Source organism: Pseudomonas sp. LAP_36 (assembly GCF_019456785.1).
Lineage (GTDB): Bacteria > Pseudomonadota > Gammaproteobacteria > Pseudomonadales > Pseudomonadaceae > Aquipseudomonas > Aquipseudomonas tritici.
Genome location: NZ_JAHZMS010000009.1, coordinates 160,493 through 176,665, shown reverse-complemented (window position 1 = coordinate 176,665; position 16,173 = coordinate 160,493). Strand labels below are relative to the sequence as shown.

The 16,173-nt window shown below is 61.9% G+C and carries 16 protein-coding genes; 9 read left to right on the top strand and 7 right to left on the bottom strand.

What is annotated here, in order from left to right; all coding sequences use genetic code 11:
* Positions 1–43 precede the first annotated feature (43 nt).
* The 3 genes from JBO08_RS24280 to JBO08_RS24270 all read left to right on the top strand — a co-directional run bounded on the left by JBO08_RS24280 (position 44) and on the right by JBO08_RS24270 (position 4,060).
* The gene (locus JBO08_RS24280; RefSeq protein WP_220075036.1) at positions 44–1,699 is read left to right on the top strand and encodes an acyl-CoA dehydrogenase family protein; all 1,656 of its coding nucleotides are present in this window, start codon (positions 44–46) and stop codon (positions 1,697–1,699) included.
* 181 nt (positions 1,700–1,880) lie between these two features.
* Positions 1,881–3,353, top strand: coding sequence for an AMP nucleosidase (amn, locus tag JBO08_RS24275; RefSeq protein WP_175403026.1), 1,473 nt, complete (start codon positions 1,881–1,883; stop codon positions 3,351–3,353).
* Between the two features lie 71 nt (positions 3,354–3,424).
* Positions 3,425–4,060 (top strand): pseudouridine synthase, encoded by a 636-nt coding sequence (locus tag JBO08_RS24270; RefSeq protein WP_065880401.1) that lies wholly within the window; start codon positions 3,425–3,427, stop codon positions 4,058–4,060.
* Here JBO08_RS24270 and JBO08_RS24265 read toward each other — a convergent pair.
* Positions 4,055–4,264, bottom strand: a complete 210-nt coding sequence (locus JBO08_RS24265) for a DUF2788 domain-containing protein (protein WP_025858220.1) — start codon at positions 4,262–4,264, stop codon at positions 4,055–4,057. The genes JBO08_RS24270 and JBO08_RS24265 overlap by 6 nt on opposite strands.
* 107 nt (positions 4,265–4,371) lie before the next feature.
* Positions 4,372–4,851, bottom strand: a complete 480-nt coding sequence (locus JBO08_RS24260) for an Lrp/AsnC family transcriptional regulator (RefSeq protein WP_017735654.1) — start codon at positions 4,849–4,851, stop codon at positions 4,372–4,374.
* Positions 4,852–5,248: 397 nt separating this feature from the next.
* Between JBO08_RS24260 and JBO08_RS24255 the strand changes: the two genes are divergently transcribed.
* Positions 5,249–6,289, top strand: a complete 1,041-nt coding sequence (locus tag JBO08_RS24255) for a DUF6515 family protein (protein WP_065873661.1) — start codon at positions 5,249–5,251, stop codon at positions 6,287–6,289.
* Here the strand turns inward: JBO08_RS24255 and JBO08_RS24250 are convergent.
* Together JBO08_RS24250 and JBO08_RS24245 are read right to left on the bottom strand one after the other, a co-directional pair.
* A complete protein-coding gene (locus JBO08_RS24250; RefSeq protein WP_065873660.1) occupies positions 6,286–7,179 on the bottom strand; it encodes a cation diffusion facilitator family transporter in 894 nt (297 codons plus the stop codon). The two genes, JBO08_RS24255 and JBO08_RS24250, sit on opposite strands and share 4 nt — an antisense overlap.
* Positions 7,180–7,194: 15 nt before the next feature.
* Positions 7,195–7,614: a polyribonucleotide nucleotidyltransferase gene (locus JBO08_RS24245; RefSeq protein WP_065908926.1), complete on the bottom strand. Its 420-nt coding sequence runs from the start codon at positions 7,612–7,614 to the stop codon at positions 7,195–7,197.
* A gap of 254 nt (positions 7,615–7,868) precedes the next feature.
* On the opposite strand from JBO08_RS24245, the gene hrpB reads away from it, so the two are divergent.
* A complete protein-coding gene (gene hrpB / locus JBO08_RS24240; protein WP_065880400.1) occupies positions 7,869–10,376 on the top strand; it encodes an ATP-dependent helicase HrpB in 2,508 nt (835 codons plus the stop codon).
* Between the two features lie 27 nt (positions 10,377–10,403).
* On the opposite strand, the gene JBO08_RS24235 is transcribed toward hrpB, so the two are convergent.
* Both JBO08_RS24235 and JBO08_RS24230 read right to left on the bottom strand, forming a co-directional pair.
* The gene (locus JBO08_RS24235; RefSeq protein WP_065873657.1) at positions 10,404–11,492 is read right to left on the bottom strand and encodes an endonuclease/exonuclease/phosphatase family protein; all 1,089 of its coding nucleotides are present in this window, start codon (positions 11,490–11,492) and stop codon (positions 10,404–10,406) included.
* A 40-nt stretch (positions 11,493–11,532) separates the two neighbouring features.
* Positions 11,533–12,192, bottom strand: coding sequence for a YciC family protein (locus JBO08_RS24230; protein WP_065873734.1), 660 nt, complete (start codon positions 12,190–12,192; stop codon positions 11,533–11,535).
* A gap of 178 nt (positions 12,193–12,370) precedes the next feature.
* Here JBO08_RS24230 and JBO08_RS24225 point away from each other — a divergent pair, with 178 nt between their 5' ends.
* The 3 genes from JBO08_RS24225 (at position 12,371) to JBO08_RS24215 (ending at position 14,385) form a co-directional block, all read left to right on the top strand.
* Positions 12,371–13,138: a DUF2076 domain-containing protein gene (locus tag JBO08_RS24225; RefSeq protein ID WP_220075035.1), complete on the top strand. Its 768-nt coding sequence runs from the start codon at positions 12,371–12,373 to the stop codon at positions 13,136–13,138.
* Positions 13,139–13,255: 117 nt separating this feature from the next.
* Positions 13,256–13,732 carry an NYN domain-containing protein gene (locus JBO08_RS24220; RefSeq protein ID WP_065873655.1) on the top strand — a complete coding sequence of 159 codons (477 nt, stop codon included), beginning with the start codon at positions 13,256–13,258 and terminating at the stop codon, positions 13,730–13,732.
* Between the two features lie 41 nt (positions 13,733–13,773).
* Positions 13,774–14,385 (top strand): PolC-type DNA polymerase III, encoded by a 612-nt coding sequence (locus JBO08_RS24215; protein ID WP_065873654.1) that lies wholly within the window; start codon positions 13,774–13,776, stop codon positions 14,383–14,385.
* Positions 14,386–14,606: 221 nt separating this feature from the next.
* Here JBO08_RS24215 and JBO08_RS24210 read toward each other — a convergent pair whose 3' ends face one another.
* Positions 14,607–15,068, bottom strand: a complete 462-nt coding sequence (locus JBO08_RS24210; RefSeq protein WP_065880398.1) for an Lrp/AsnC family transcriptional regulator — start codon at positions 15,066–15,068, stop codon at positions 14,607–14,609.
* Between the two features lie 160 nt (positions 15,069–15,228).
* Between JBO08_RS24210 and yedA the strand changes: the two genes are divergently transcribed.
* A complete protein-coding gene (gene yedA, locus JBO08_RS24205) occupies positions 15,229–16,125 on the top strand; it encodes a drug/metabolite exporter YedA (protein ID WP_065945965.1) in 897 nt (298 codons plus the stop codon).
* The last annotated feature ends 48 nt before the right edge of the window (positions 16,126–16,173 follow it).

The window sequence follows — 16,173 nt, the reverse complement described above, 5'->3', positions numbered from 1 at the left end:
ATTCAGGCCCCAACTGAACGTGGCCTTTTCCAGGAGGCCCGTCATGAACCTGCATCAGTTTGCCGAGACCCACGACGTCACCAACCAGCCCCCGTCCCTGGACGGCACTAACCTGTATCGCATTGACTTGCCCCTGCAAGAATGGTCACGCCGCTTTGGCGCCGGCTGGGCAGAGCCGCGTATCGATGCCTATGGCGCGCTGGCCGGCGGGCCGCTGATGGAAGCCGGGTTTCTGGCCAATCAGAACAAACCGATATTCAGCAGCCATGACCGTTATGGCCATCGCATCGACCTGGTGGAATTTCACCCGGCTTACCACGAACTGATGCGCACCGCCGTCGAGCACGGCCTGCCGTCGCTGCCTTGGGCGCACCCGCAGTCCGGCGCCCATGTAGCCCGCGCCGCCATGACCTACCTGCACAGCCAGGCCGAAGCCGGTACCGGCTGCCCACTGACCATGACCTTCGCCTGTGTGCCAGCGCTGCGTATGCAGCCAGAGTTGGCTGATCTTTGGCTGCCAAAAATCCTTAGCACTCAATACGACCCGCGCAATGTCGGCATCGCCCACAAGGCCGGCGCCACTATCGGCATGGCCATGACCGAGAAACAGGGCGGCACCGACGTGCGCGCCAATACCACCCGCGCTTACCCGGTCGGCTCGGGCGGTCCGGGGCAAGCCTATGAACTGGTAGGTCACAAGTGGTTCTGCTCGGCGCCGATGTGCGATGCGTTCCTCACGCTGGCGCAAACCGACAAGGGCCTGTCCTGCTTCCTACTGCCCCGACACCGCCCGGATGACACGCGCAACGAGTTCTACATCCAACGCCTGAAAAACAAACTCGGCAACTGCTCCAATGCTTCCAGCGAAGTGGAGTTCCGTGGCGCCCTGGCCTGGATGATCGGCGAAGAAGGCCGCGGCGTGCCGACCATCATCGAGATGGTCGCCATGACCCGCTTCGATTGCATGGTTGGCTCCAGCGCCCTGATGCGCCAGGCGCTGACCCAGGCCAGCCATCATTGTGCCCATCGTTCGGTGGGTGGCCGCGTACTCAGCGAGCAACCGCTGATGCAAAACGTGCTGGCGGACCTGGCGCTGGAAAGTGAATCCGCGCTGGCCCTGAGCATGCGCATGGGCAAGGCCCTGGATAATCTGGGTGACGAGCAGGAAGCCAAGTTCGCCCGGCTGGTGACGGCGGTGGGCAAGTATTGGATCTGCAAGCGCCCCCCGGCCATGATCAACGAAGCCGCCGAGTGCATGGGCGGCGCCGGGTATGTGGAGGACAGCATCCTGCCGCGCCTGTACCGTGAGGCCCCGGTGAATTCGACGTGGGAAGGTTCCGGCAACGTTCAGTGCCTGGACGTGCTGCGGGCGTTGTCGAAAGAGCCGGGAGTGCTGGAGGCGCTGTTTATCGAGCTCGGGGACGGGCACGGGGATAAGCCACTGGCGCGGCATATTGAACAGCTGAAGTCGGCGTTTATGGACACTCAGGATATCCAGTACCGTGCGCGGCAGTTGACGGAGGATATCGCCGTGGCGTTGCAGGCCAAGTTGTTGCTGGAGGCGGGGAATGCGGCGGTGAGTGATGGGTTTATTGCCAGCCGGTTGGGCGAATCGTCCGGTCGGGTCTACGGGACTCTGCCGCGTGGTGTGGATGTGGAAGCGATTGTTGCTCGTTCGACCCCTAACGCCTCTGACTAGACACGGTCAAAATGTGGGAGCGGGCTTGCTCGCGAATGCGGTGTATCAGTCACCTATTCAGTAGCTGACCCGCCGCATTCGCGAGCAAGCCCGCTCCCACATTATTGATCCCATTCCAATTCCGGTGTTTCAGTGAGCCTGGGATACAGGCAAGATAAAGGCCTGCAAGTCAGAACACAGGATGCTTACCGTGACCGAAGCTTTTGTTGTCGTTCAAACCGCTGAAGAAGCCGTGGATCGTCTGGCGGCCCTGCATGAGCGCGCTACCGGCGCGCTCAATCAAGCCCTCAAGCAGTACCTCAAAGACCGCGTCGAACCCGATGCCGAACAACGTGCGCTGTTTCGTTACCCGGAACTGCGCCTGACCTACCACTGCCACGGCGAAGTCCCACAGACCACTCGGGCGTACGCCAAGGTCCAGTTGCCGGGGACCTACAGTGTTACCGTCACCCATCCTGCGGCCTTCCGTAAGTACCTCCTGGAGCAATTGGTGCCGCTGATGCACGACTTCACCGTGACGGTGGAAGTGGGCGTCAGCCAGCAGAACATCCCGTACCCGTACGTGGTGGAGCAGGGCGACGAACTGGCCGGCTCCGGCGTGACCGCCGCGACCCTGGCCCGCGTGTTCCCCAGCACTGACCTGTCGGCTGCCACCGATGGCATCGCCGATGGCCTGTACGACTGGGAAAATACCGACCCGCTGCCGCTGGCGCTGTTCGATGCGGCCCGCGTTGACTTTTCCCTGCGCCGCCTGGTGCATTACACCGGTAGCGACTGGCGCCATGTGCAACCGTGGATCCTGCTGACCAACTACCACCGTTATGTCGACCAGTTCATCGTGCATGGCCTGGAGCAACTGCGCAGCGACCCACGGTTTATCCGGATGGTGCTGCCGGGCAACGTGGTTATCGACAAGAGCATGGACCACGGTGAAGCGTCGGCGATTGCCGCAGGCGTTGTGTGGCATCGTTATCAAATGCCGGCCTATCACTTGCAGGCCAGCGACGGCCACGGCGTGACCTTGGTGAACATCGGCGTCGGCCCGTCCAACGCCAAGAACATCACCGACCATTTGGCCGTGCTGCGCCCGCATTGCTGGCTGATGATCGGCCACTGCGGCGGCCTGCGCCAATCCCAGACCATCGGCGATTACGTACTGGCCCACGCCTATATGCGCCGCGACGGGATTCTCGACCGCGTAGTGCCGCCGAATATTCCGATCCCGGCCCTGGCCGAAGTGCAGATGGCCTTGCAGCAAGCGGCGGCCAACGTCACCGGCGAAAAAGGCGAAGAGCTGAAAAAACGCCTGCGCACCGGCACCGTGTTGACCTATGACGACCGTAACTGGGAGCTGCGCTGGGCCCAGGAACGCCCATTGATCAACCTGTCTCGCGCGGTGGCCGTGGACATGGAAAGCGGTACCATCGCGGCGCAAGGCTACCGCTTGCGTGTGCCTTACGGCACCTTGCTGTGCGTGTCCGATAAGCCGCTGCACAGCGAGATCAAACTGCCGGGTTCGGCCAACGCGTTCTATGAGCGCGCGGTCAGCCAGCACTTGAAGATCGGCATCGAAGCCGTGGACCTGCTGCGCACCGAGCTCAACTCGCTGCACTCGCGCAAACTGCGCAGCTTCGACGAACCGCCGTTCCGCTAAGCGGTTGGGATGGTCATTTAACGGTCAGGCCACTAGCATTGTCGGTCCTGACCGTTAGATGTTCCTTTGCCATGTCCCGTCCCACCCGTCCCGATTCGCGCCGCTCCGGCGTGAAAACTCCGCATTCCGCAGCCCGTCGTGTCGCCAAGGCACCGCCGGCCGAGCCGAAGTTGATCCTGTTCAATAAACCGTTCGACGTGCTGACCCAGTTCAGCGACGAAGGCGGGCGCGCGACCCTCAAGGACTTTATCGACATCCCCGGCATCTACCCGGCCGGTCGCCTGGACCGTGACAGTGAAGGCCTGTTGCTGCTGACCAACGATGGCCAACTCCAGGCGCGGATTGCCGACCCCAAGCACAAACTGGCGAAAACCTACTGGGTACAGGTGGAAGGCGAGCCAACCGAAGAACAACTGCAACGGCTGCGTGACGGCGTCGAGCTCAACGACGGCAAGACCTTGCCCGCCGAAGCACGGCAGTTGGACGAGCCCGAGTTATGGCCGCGCAACCCGCCGGTGCGCTTTCGTAAAAGCGTGCCGACCCATTGGTTGGAGTTGGTGATTCGAGAAGGGCGCAACCGTCAGGTGCGGCGCATGACCGCCGCCGTGGGGTTGCCCACCTTGCGGCTGGTACGTGTGCGAATTGGCGATTGGACAATTGAAGGCCTGGATCAAGGCCAGTGGAAGGAAGTGCCGGCGCGCTTATAAGGCGCCGGACTCGATCAGGCCGATGACCACGCTCTTGATGATGAACGCGGCCACGCCCAGGCCCAGCACGAAGAACAGGATGAACGAGCCAAAGCGCCCGGCCTTGGATTTCTTCGCCAGGTCCCAGACGATAAAGCCCATGAAAATGATCAGGAGGGTGACCAGGCCGGTCATCATCCATTCTTCAAACAGGGCGGGATCGATGTTGTTCATTAGGGCTTTCCAGCAGGGCAGGCGGGAAGTATACGGCAGCGTTACAGACGCAACATTGACCTGAGTCGGTCGCGGTCAATGTGGGAGCTTCATTGGTCTCAGGTACGCAGGTGGGTCAGCGGCAGTTCGGTGCTGTTGAGCACCTGGTTCAGCACAAAGCTCGACCGCACGCTGGTCACCCCATCAATGCGCGTCAGATGCCCCAGCAGCAACTTCTGGTAGTGATCCATATCCGGTACCACCACCTTCAACTGATAGTCAGCATCCATCCCCGTCACCAAACTGCATTCCAATACTTGGGGCAATGTGCGAATGGCCGCTTCGAAATTCTCGAAACGCTCGGGGGTGTGGCGGTCCATGCCGATCAGCACATAGGCCGTCAGGCTCAGGCCGAGCATCTTGCGGTCGAGCAAAGCGACCTGGCGGGCGATGTAGCCGTCGTCTTCCAACTGCTTGACCCGGCGCGAGCACGGCGAAGGCGACAAGCCGATACGTTCGGCCAACTCCTGGTTGGAGATCCTCGCATCGCGCTGCAATTCCGCCAAAATACTCAGGTCGTATCGGTCAAGCTTGCTCATTGGGTTGGCCTTTGTCGTAACTATTGCGGTGAATTATCTATGAAGGGTTAAAAATTGCGCAAGCACTGTTTATTGACGCAATCTTCGCAATCATCTGTCGGGCGCTCGCCTGTATCTTTATCAACAGAATCACCGCCTGGACAACAGTCCACAGCAGCGCGCCCAATCAGGCCCGTTGCGGCCGCCACCCCAGCAGGGTTGAGCCGGCCTCCAGGCTGCACACTGTCCACAAGACGGCGTGAGGTGAGCCAACGCCAAAAGCGTTGAGCCAGGACGAAGTTCTCAAGGGGTGGCCGACGGGTCACCCCTTTTCTTTTGCCTGCTGATAACCTGTCCAAGAACCGGGCCTCGCTTTTCCAGTCTCATGGACAGGCCCTAATCCGCAGTGAGGAATAGCATGAAGCGCATCTGGCGTTTGGCAGGTGTTGGTTTGCTGATGGTCACCGTTGGCGCCCAGGCAGTGGCCGACGAGCGTGATAACGCGCCGCGCGGTGAAGGCGGTGGTCAGCATGAAAGAGGGCCGGAGGGCGGACGGCCTGGGGGTAATGAACAGCCGCGGCCGCAGAATAACCCACCGCGTCCGCAGAACAATCAGCCTCGGCCGGAAAACAATCAGCCACGCCCGCAGAATCAGCATTTTGATCGCGGTGGTCAGAACGGTAGCGGCCAATGGCAGGGGCGTCCCCAGGGTAACGAGCAGGGGCGGCCGGTGCCGCAGCCCTCGAATAACCTGCCGATCCAGAGTCGCCCGGACACCGTGCGCCAGACCCAGGAGCCGCGCCAGGGCTACTACCGCGACATCCCTCGACGCAATGACGGTAACCAGCACTGGGAGGCCGGCGGCCCAGGCTCACGTCCGGGCGATAACCGCTGGCCCGGTCGCCCCGACGGCCATGGCAACGGCTGGGGCCCAGGGCCGCAGCATCGCCCTGGCTACGTGATCGACCGCTTCCCCGACCGCAACTACCGCGTGCCTTACCGTGGTCAGGATTACTTCTATTCCGGTGGCTACTGGTACCGCCCGCAAGGCCCGCGCTATGTGGTGGTGACGCCGCCGTACGGTATCCGGGTGCATTACCTGCCCGACTATGCACGTGAAGTGTGGATAGGCAGTGCGCTGTTCTTTCTTGCGGCGGGCTCTTATTACACCTACGAAAGCAGCTCCCAGCAGTATGTGGTGGTGCAACCGCCGACTGCCGTGCCGGCGCCGCAGCCCACGCCGCAAGGCAATGGCTATGACGTGGTGGCGTATCCCACCAACGGCCAGTCACCGGCCCAGGTGCAGCAGGACGGTTATGACTGTTATCGCTGGGCCGTGCAGCAAAGCGGTTTCGATCCGCAGCAAGTGACCTACGCCCCCGACCCGGCGGTGGTGCAAACCTACCGCCAGGCCCAGGGCAACTGCCTGAGCAGTCGCGGCTATCAGGTGCAGTACTAGGTTTTATTGCCCGTGACTACTTCCCGCGGGTCGGCGTGCACCAGCACTTCGGCGCGCGGGTAAGCCTTGTGAATGGCATCGGCGGCCTGATCGCTGATCCCGTGGGCGACTGACAGCGTCAACTCCCCCGGCAGCTCCAGGTGCAACTGCACAAACCAGTGGCTGCCGGAAATCCGCGTGCGCAGATCATGTGCACCCAACACCCCCGGTACGCCACGGGCCAGTTCCAACATGTGCTGGCTGACGTCCGGCGGCAGCTCTTCATCCATCAACACCGCAAAACTTTCCCGAGCGATCTGGATTGCGCTCCACAAGATGTAGGCAGCGATGCCCAGGCCGAACCAGGCGTCCACTTGATGGTAGCCAAAACCCGCCAGCACCAGCGCCACCAGGATGCTCCCATTGAGCATCAGGTCTGAGCGGTAGTGCAGCGAATCCGCGCGCACGGCGTTGGAGCCGGTTTCGCGGATCACCCGGTGTTGCAGCATTAATAAGGCGACGGTCAACGCCAGGGAAAACACGATCACACCAATGCTCAACCATGGCGCGCCCACCGGTTCCGGGTGCTGCAGCCGCTCGTAGGCCTGGAACGCGATCAGCACCGCACTGCCGCCGATAAACAGCGCTTGCGCCATGCCCGCCAGCGATTCTGCCTTGCCATGCCCATAACGGTGATCGTCATCGGCCGGGCGCAGCGCGTAATGCACCGCGAGCAAATTCAACAGCGAGGTCACGCCGTCCAGCAGCGAGTCGGTCAACCCGGCGAGCATGCTCACCGAGCCGCTGAACCACCAGGCGATGGCCTTGGTGATAATCAACGCACAGGCCACACCCACCGAAGCGCGGGTGGCCAGGCGCAAGAGCCTGGCGTGTTCGGGACTGCTGGTCATAGACGGCTCGACTCCTTACGCAGCGGATTGCAGGCCCAGGCTGGCGAGCTGTTGCACGCTGCCTTTGAACTGGATCATGCGCGGGTCGTCCAGCGGCAGGGTGCGGCCGGTTTCTTTCTGAATGATGCTTTGCAGCTTGGCATTGTCGACCTTGCCGTCGGCGCCGATGGCTTCGTGGAGTTTTTCCGGGGCGACTTGGGCGGTCTTGCCCGGTTCGAAGTAGATGGCGCCGGTGGCGAAGTCCACACCAAAGGCGATCAGGCCTGGGATTACGTAGAACAGCAGGCCCACGGCATCGAGCACGGCAATCGTCGGGTCGATCTTGCCGTCGATCTGGCCGCGGCGGTCCGGGTAGAAGATCGATCCGCAAGCCGTCAGTTGGCTCAGCAGGGTGACGGCGAGGACACCGCCAATGACACGGGAAGCGATACGCATAAAAAATCTCCTGAACACGATTGAAAGGTGACTATAAGCCAGATCTACCAGGCGACGATGTTCAAATGTGGGAGCGGGCTTGCTCGCGAATGCGGTCTTTCAGTTAATACATCTGCTGACTGATCCACCGCATTCGCGAGCAAGCCCGCTCCCACATTCAACCGTGTTCCCATTAGGATCGGGTTGTGTCTTTGAGACCAGCGTCGGCATCCGGCAGTTCGCCGTTATACTCGCCGCTCTGCTTTGGAGCCAGTATGAATTCGTTGCCGATTGATGATGTTTTACCCGCCCTGCGTGACGCCTTGGCGAATCGCCATGAAGCCGTGCTGGAAGCGCCGCCCGGCGCCGGTAAAACCACCCGCGTGCCCTTGGCCTTGTTGAATGAGCCATGGCTGGCCGGGCAAACCATCCTGATGCTCGAACCGCGTCGCCTGGCCGCCCGCGCCGCTGCCGAGCGCTTGGCCAGCGAGCTGGGTGAAAAAGTCGGTGAAACCGTCGGTTATCGCATTCGGCTGGACAGCAAAGTCGGCCCCAACACGCGCATCGAAGTGGTCACCGAAGGCATTCTCACTCGCCGCCTGCAGGACGACCCGGCGTTGGACGGCGTGGGCCTGCTGATTTTCGACGAGTTCCACGAGCGCAGTCTCGACGCCGACCTGGCGTTGGCCCTGAGCCTGAACGGCCGCGACCTGTTTCGCGATGAGCAGCCGCTGAAAATCCTGCTGATGTCCGCCACCCTCGAAGGCGAACGCCTCGCCAGCCTACTGGACAACGCGCCGATCCTGCGCAGTGAAGGGCGCATGTTCCCGGTGCAGATGCGTTGGGGGCGGCCGTATCAGGCGGGTGAATTTATCGAGCCGCGCCTGGTGCAGACCATCCTTGAAGCCCTGCATGACGAAACCGGCAGCGTGCTGGTGTTCTTGCCGGGGCAGGCGGAGATTCGGCGGGTCAATCAACAACTGGCCGACGCCCTGGGTGATCGTACCGATGTGCTGCTGTGCCCACTGCATGGCGAACTGGATTTGAACGCCCAGCGCGCTGCTATCGATCCCGCGCCCGCTGGCAAACGCAAGGTCGTGCTGGCGACCAACATCGCCGAGACCAGCCTGACCATCAATGGCGTGCGCGTGGTGATCGACGCCGGCTTGGCCCGCGTGCCGCGCTTCGACCCGGGCAGCGGCATGACCCGCCTCGACACCCAGCGCATCTCCCGCGCCAGCGCCACGCAACGGGCTGGCCGGGCAGGGCGCCTGGAACCTGGTGTGTGTTATCGCTTGTGGTCCGAGGACCAGCATGAAGGCCTGGCTGCTTACGGCAGCGCGGAGATCCTCGCCGCCGACCTGGCGGGTTTGGCCTTGCAGTTGGCGCGTTGGGGTGTGACGCCTACACAACTGGTGTGGCTGGATGTACCGCCGACCGCTGCGTATGCCCAGGCGCAGGACTTGCTGATGCGCCTCGGCGCCATGAATGAAGGCACACTCACCGCGCACGGCCAGAAGATGGCCGAGTTGCCTGCTCATCCACGTATTGCCCATTTACTCTTGCGCGGGCAGGACTTGGGGCTCGCGGCGACGGCGTGTGATGTTGCCGCCCTGCTGGGTGAGCGCGACATCTTGCGCGGTGGCGGCGCGGATTTGCACAGCCGCCTGGCGCTGTTGTCCGGCGAAGAACGTGCGCGTGGCACGCAAGGCGGCGTACAGCGCGCCAAGCAACTGGCCCGGCAATATCGCGGCTACCTGAGAGGCAAGGCCACGCAACCGGTGGTCGATCCCGATCACCCGCGCTGGCTCGGCGCCTTGCTCGCCCTGGCCTACCCGGACCGCGTCGCCCAGCAACGCCGTCCCGGTGGCGCCGAATACCGTCTGGCCAATGGCCGTGCCGCGTTGTTCGCCGAGGCCGACAGCCTGATGAAGCAACCCTGGCTGGTGATCGCCGACCTGGGCAGCCGCCAGGGCCAGCGTGAAGAACGCATCTACCTGGCAGCGGATTTTGATCCGGCGCTGTTCGACACGGTGCTGGCCGAGCAAGTGCGCAATGTCGACCAATTGGATTGGGACGAGCGCGAAGGCGTCCTGCGCGCCGAACGCCAACGCAAAGTCGGCGAACTGGTGCTCAGCCGCGAACCACTGACCGGCCTCGACGAATCCGCGCGCAGCCAGGCGCTGGTCAACCTGGTGCGCCGCAAAGGCCTTGAACTGCTGCCGTGGACGCCTGAGCTACGGCAATGGCAGGCTCGCGTCATGCTGCTGCGCCAACTCGACGCCGGCAAAACCAGCGAATGGCCCGACATCAGTGACAGCGCCTTGCTCGCCAGCCTTGAACACTGGCTGATGCCGTACTTGGGCAAAGTCTCGCGCCTGAGTCATTTCGCCAACCTGGATATCGCCAGCTACCTGCACAACCTGCTGCCGTGGCCGCTGCCACAGCGCCTCGATGAACTGGCTCCGCAGCATGTGAAAGTGCCGTCGGGTTCGTCAGTGCGCTTGGACTACAGCGAACACCCGCCGATTCTGGCAGTGCGTTTGCAGGAATTGTTCGGGCTGGCGGACACCCCGCGCATTGCCGGCGGGCGTCAGGTGGTGAAGTTGCACCTGCTGTCCCCGGCGCGGCGGCCGGTACAGGTGACCCAGGACCTGGCGAACTTCTGGCGCAGTACCTACGCCGACGTGAAGAAGGATTTGAAGGGGCGGTATCCGAAACATTACTGGCCGGATGATCCGTTGGTGGCCGAGGCGACGGCACGGATCAAACCGCGAAAGTAGGCGCAACAGCTATCTATGTGGTGTGGGTTATTGCGCGGCGGGCAGCAGGAAGCGTGCGATCACCGGCAAATGATTGGAGATGCGCAGCGTGTCTTCCTGGCGCACCTTGGCTTCCACCCGCTTGATCCGTGGGCTGTAGAACAGGTAATCCAACGTGCGATCTGGGCCGTCCACGCTCGGGTCATTCGGGAAGTGCGTCAGCCATTTCTCACGGTCGATGCCGCTGGATTGGCTGTTGCTGGGGATCATCGGGTATTTGTCCCACAGCATATGCAGCTCGCTGTCCGGCGAATATTGCCCGCGCTTACCGGCGTCCAAACGCAGGAATTGACCCAGGGGCAGCAGGTTGAAATCCCCGCCGATCAGCCAGGGTGTGCCACGGCCTTCGAGTCTGTCCAGCAGTTTGACCGTGGTGTTTACTTGCTCCTGCACCGCGCTGCGTCCGGGGGCATCGCCGTCCAGGCGCGTGTTGATCACTGCCAGTTGGCCGCCGTCGCTGAGCGGCAGGTAGGTCAGCAGCAAGGCCGGCTTGGGTTGGAACTGGCGGCTGAGGATATTGGCCTCGGATGCCGGCAATTGCAGGCGTTCGGCGTGTTCGATCTGGTAGCGGCTGAGGGTCGCCAATTTGCGGCCGACACTGCCGAAGATATGCAGGTTTGGCACAAAGTCGGCTTTCCAGTCGAACGTCTGGGCACTGCACGGGTAGAGGTCGACCAGGCGTTCCTGCAAAAGGGCGAGCTGGTCTTGGTAGTGGGAAGGCTTGGCGTTTTCGTCGAGTTCCTGCAGCAGCAGGATGTCGGGTTGTTCGTCGCGAATCACCCGCGCCACTTCGTCGAGGCTGGCGGCCATGTCTTCAACCGTGGGGCGATCATCGGGGCCGCTGCCGTCGGCGGTGTCGTACCAGAACACGTAGTTCTTGCCGGCCAGGTATTGCACGTTCCAGGTCATGACCTTGAGCGCCTGCCCCGGCAGCAAGGTCGGCGCACGCGGGGCGACGCAGCTCACCGGCAGGGTTTCCTTGGCCTCGGGGCGCCAGGTCAAGCTGTAGATCAAGGCCGTCAGCAGGCCCGCGACGATCAGCAGGCCCAGCAGGGTGATGCGCAATAAACGGGTCATCGGCTCGGCTTATAGCGTTTCAAGAGTGGTGCGGAGCATATCACCGCGCGTCGGCATCGCCACCGATCAACATGAATAAACGGAACAGCACCACGCTGGTAAACAGTTGAAGGAAGCTGTGGGCGCTGTCCATCAATAGGCCCAGCAGCGGCGCCGGTTCTGGATAGGCTGCCACGCTGGCGCCTTTGAGCAGCCACAACGGTGTCATCACGCACAGCAGGCACACCAGGATTCGCCAGAAATGCCCACGGGTCAGGCGGAAGCTTTCCTTCATGGCCTCCAGCGCCGGCATGCCGCGCAGCACCAGCAAGTATTCGGCGAACGCCAGCACCACCATCAGCCACAGGCCCGGCAGGAAATACAGCGACAGCCCCAGCAGAATCAGCAGCGTGCTCATGGCCGTCAGCAGGGCGAAGCGCGGCCACAGGGTCAGGGCCATGGCCCATACGTCCTGGGTGCGCGGCGACTCGCCACGGGTGCGGGCATCCAGGAACAGAATCAACGCGCCGGTGTACAGCGGGTAGACCAGCAACCCCACCACCACGCTGTAACCGGGGAACGCGTCCGGGCCGACCATGTGGTTGAGCACCTGTTGCAGCAGGGCTTCGAGAATCACCAGCGGCAAACATAGCTGGACGATGGCGCCCAGGTTGTGTCGGGTGAAACGCAAGGAGTCGCGCAATACGTCTAACGGATTCATCAAGTTCATCGCAGGCCTGAAAGCAAGGGCAACACTTTAACCGATCAAGGCTGGCGGTACGCAAACGTAAACCTTGAGTAAAGACCATTGAAACAACTCGTAACACCCCCATAACTGAGACAGCGCCTGATTAAAGGCGAGACCACGATTTTTCTACCGGCAATCTAACGAGGTCGCCATGAACAGCGAAGAGCAAACCCTGATCGATGGACTGTTTTCACGGTTGCAGCAAGCCGAAACGGACTCAGCCCCCCGCGACGCCCAGGCCGAAGCGCGGATCAAGGAGCACATGACTCGCCAACCGGCGGCCGGGTATTACATGACCCAGTCGATCCTGGTGCAGGAACACGCGCTCAAGACACTCGACGCGCAGAACAAACAACAGGCGCAGCAAATCCAGCAATTGCAGGAGGAGTTGCAACGGGCCAAATCCGCGCAACCCACCGCTTCGGGTGGCGGTGGTTTCTTGTCGAGCATCTTTGGCGGAGGCGGTTCACGTGATTCGCAACCGGCACAGAGCGCGCCGGCCTCTTCCGGCGGCGGCTGGCGTGAACCGGCGCGGCCTTTCTTTGGCCAGCCTGCGTCGCAGCAAAACTACGGCGCCCCGCAGCAGAATTATCAACAGCCACAGCAAGCGCCAGCCGCTCCAATGGGCAGTGGTTTCCTCGGTGGCGCGTTGAAAACTGCTGCCGGTGTGGCCGGTGGTGTGATGTTGGCAGAGGGCATCAGCAGCCTGTTCAACCACAGCTCGCAACAGCCGCAAGTCGTCGAGGAAATCATCCGCGAAGAGCCCGCGCCTGCCAGTGACAGCGGCAACTGGGGCAACGATGACCAGAAGTTTGCCGGCAATGACAACTGGGGCAACGACAACGCCTCGGACAGCTTTGCCGACAGCGATTACTCCGACGATTCTTCTTCCTTCGGCGACGACGATTCCTTCGTCTGACGCACCTTGACCGGGGTGCTTCGTCGCCCCGGTCTGATTTTTCCCGGAAACGTTCTCGCGGCTGGCATACTGGCAGCCTTTCCGGGCGCTGGCGCCTGGCTGTCATGAGGAAGTGCGGTGAAGAAAATTGCAGTGTTCGCCGATGTGCAAAACCTCTACTACACCGTCCGCCAGGCCTATGGTTGCCACTTCAACTACGCCGCCCTGTGGGCTGACATCAGCTCGCGGGGGCAGATTGTCGAGGCCTATGCGTACGCCATCGACCGCGGCGACAGCAAGCAGCAGCAATTCCAGCAGATCCTGCGCAACCTGGGCTTTACGGTAAAACTCAAACCCTACATCCAGCGCAGCGACGGCTCGGCCAAGGGCGACTGGGACGTGGGCATCACCCTCGACATCATGGACGCCGCCGACCACGTCGACGAAATCGTGCTGGCCTCCGGCGACGGTGATTTCGACATGCTGCTCGACCGCATCATCCACAAGCACGGCGTTGAAGCCGTGGCTTACGGCGTGCCGGGGCTGACGGCCAACTCACTGATCCGCGCTGCCAGTCGCTACGTACCCATCGAAGGCGCGTTGCTGCTCAAATAAGCGCTGCGGCTTAATACATTGTTAGACGGAGTTGGAACAGGTTGGAACGTATAGCGGTCATCGACTTTGAAACCACCGGCATCACCCCGAGCAGCCACTGCCGCGCTACGGAAATCGCCGTGGTTATCCTGGAACGCGGCCAGATCGTGGACCGCTACCAGAGCCTGATGAACGCCGGGGTACGCGTCCCCGGTTTTATCGAACAACTCACCGGCATCAGCAACGCCATGCTGCGCAGCGCACCGCCGGCTGAGCGGGTTATGAATGAAGTCAATGAATTCGTCGGCACCACGCCCTTGATGGCGCACAATGCCGCGTTCGACCAGAAGTTCTGGGACTACGAACTGGGCTTGATCCGCCGCACCCGCCTGCAGAAATTTGCTTGTTCGCTACTGCTGGCTCGCCGGTTGATGCCCACCGCGCCCAACCACAAACTCGGCACGCTCAACGCCTTCGCCCAACTGCCCCACACCGGCAAGGCTCACCGGGCGATGGCGGATGCGGAGATGGCCGCCAACCTGACCGCGCACCTGGCCCAGCAACTGCGCGGCACCCACGGCCTGCGCGAACTGTCCCATGAGTTGCTGTGCACCTTGCAAAAAGTGCCGGCGGCGAAGATCAATGAGCACCTGAAGAAACATCGCGGGTTCTGATCCGCCTTTGTAGTGAGCGGGCTTGCCCCGCGCTGGGCCCCAAAACCTGGCACCGAGTGCTAACTGAAAAATCGCGGCGGCCTTATTGGGGCTGCTTCGCAGCCCAGCGCGGGGCAAGCCCGCTCACTACAGCGCCCGATCCACCACCCCGTGGTTGACCGCGTGCAGTCCAGGTAACTCGGTTCATTGTGGGAGCCGGGCTTGCCCGCGATGGCGGTGGGTCAGCCGCCACTCTTCCCGACCCCCTCCAACTGCCCCAACGGCACCCGCCGCTCTATCGCGCTCGACAAAATGATCGAGGTCTTGCTGAACCCGAACTTCGCCACCCGATTAATCAGGTTTTCCAGCTCCGGCATGGTGCCCACTGCCGCTTGCATGATCACGCACGGATCACCCGTTACCCGATGGCACTCGGTCAGCTCAGGGATCTGCGCCAAGGCGTCGTAGGTCTTTTGGCTGCCGTGGTTAGTCAGCCGCAACTCCATCACGCATTGAATTGGCAAGCCGACTTTGGACAGGTCCACCTTGGCCTGATAACCGGTGATCACGCCACTGGCCTCAAGCTTCGCCACTCGCTCAGCGACGGCGGGGGCGGAGAGGTTTACCTTGCGGGCGAGTTGCGCGTAGGAGGCGCGGCCGTCTTCGAGCAGGGCGCTGAGGAGCAGGCGGTCGTATTTGTCCATGATAAGGCTCCGGTAACGCGTGGCTTTCGAAAGCATGGCTTATAGCGCTGATTACCATGCTTTGAAAAGTGTATGGGCGGTTTAAACAGGTTTTGTAACTTATGTTTATCGACCTGCTTTTTTAGAATAAGCCTCCCTACATCTGCCATAGAGCTGCCCAATGCCTGGCCCACGTCGCTTTCCCTTACCGTTGATCGCCGCCTTTTTTGCGTTGTATGTGATCTGGGGGTCTACCTACCTAGTGATCCGGATTGGTGTGGAGTACTGGCCGCCGTTGATGTTGGGTGGGATTCGCTTTTTGCTGGCGGGCGCGGCGATGTATGGCTATTTACGCTGGAGCGGGGCGCCGGCGCCGACTTGGGAGCAGTGGAAGGCCGCCGCCAAAATCGGCATTTTGCTGCTGACTTTCGGCAACGGCGCGGTGACGTTGGCCGAACACTCGGGTGTGTCGTCCGGCGTTGCCGCACTGGCCGTGGCAACGGTGCCGTTGTTCACCTTGCTCTGTGGCTATTTCTGGGGCGCGCGTAATACCCGACTGGAATGGGCCGGGGTGGTCCTGGGGATTATCGGCATCGCCATGCTCAACATGGGCAGCACGTTGCAATCGAGCCCAACGGGCGCTGCCTTGTTGTTATTTGCTGCCGCTTCGTGGGCATTTGGTTCGGTGTGGAGCCGGCGCTTGCCGCTGCCTCAAGGGGCCATGGCCAGTGCCGCAGAAATGTTGGTGGCCGGCGTCACGTTGTTGATCGGCAGCGCGTTGACCGGTGAACGCCTGCAGGCTATGCCACCGCTGGAAGGTTGGCTGGCCCTGGCTTATCTGGCTGTATTCGGTTCGATCATCGCCTTTAACGCTTATATGTACCTGCTCAAGCATGTACGCCCGGCGGCGGCTACCAGCTATGCCTACGTCAACCCGGCGGTGGCGGTGTTGTTGGGGATCGTATTCGTGGGCGAGACCATCGGCATGGAAGAAGCCCTGGCCATGTTGGTGATTATCAGCGCGGTGCTATTGATCAGCCTGCCCCAGTGGCGCAAGCCGAGGCCGGAAATAAGGTAAACTGCGGCGCATTACGCCCTTGCGCTGAATTTTTCCTACGGTAAATAC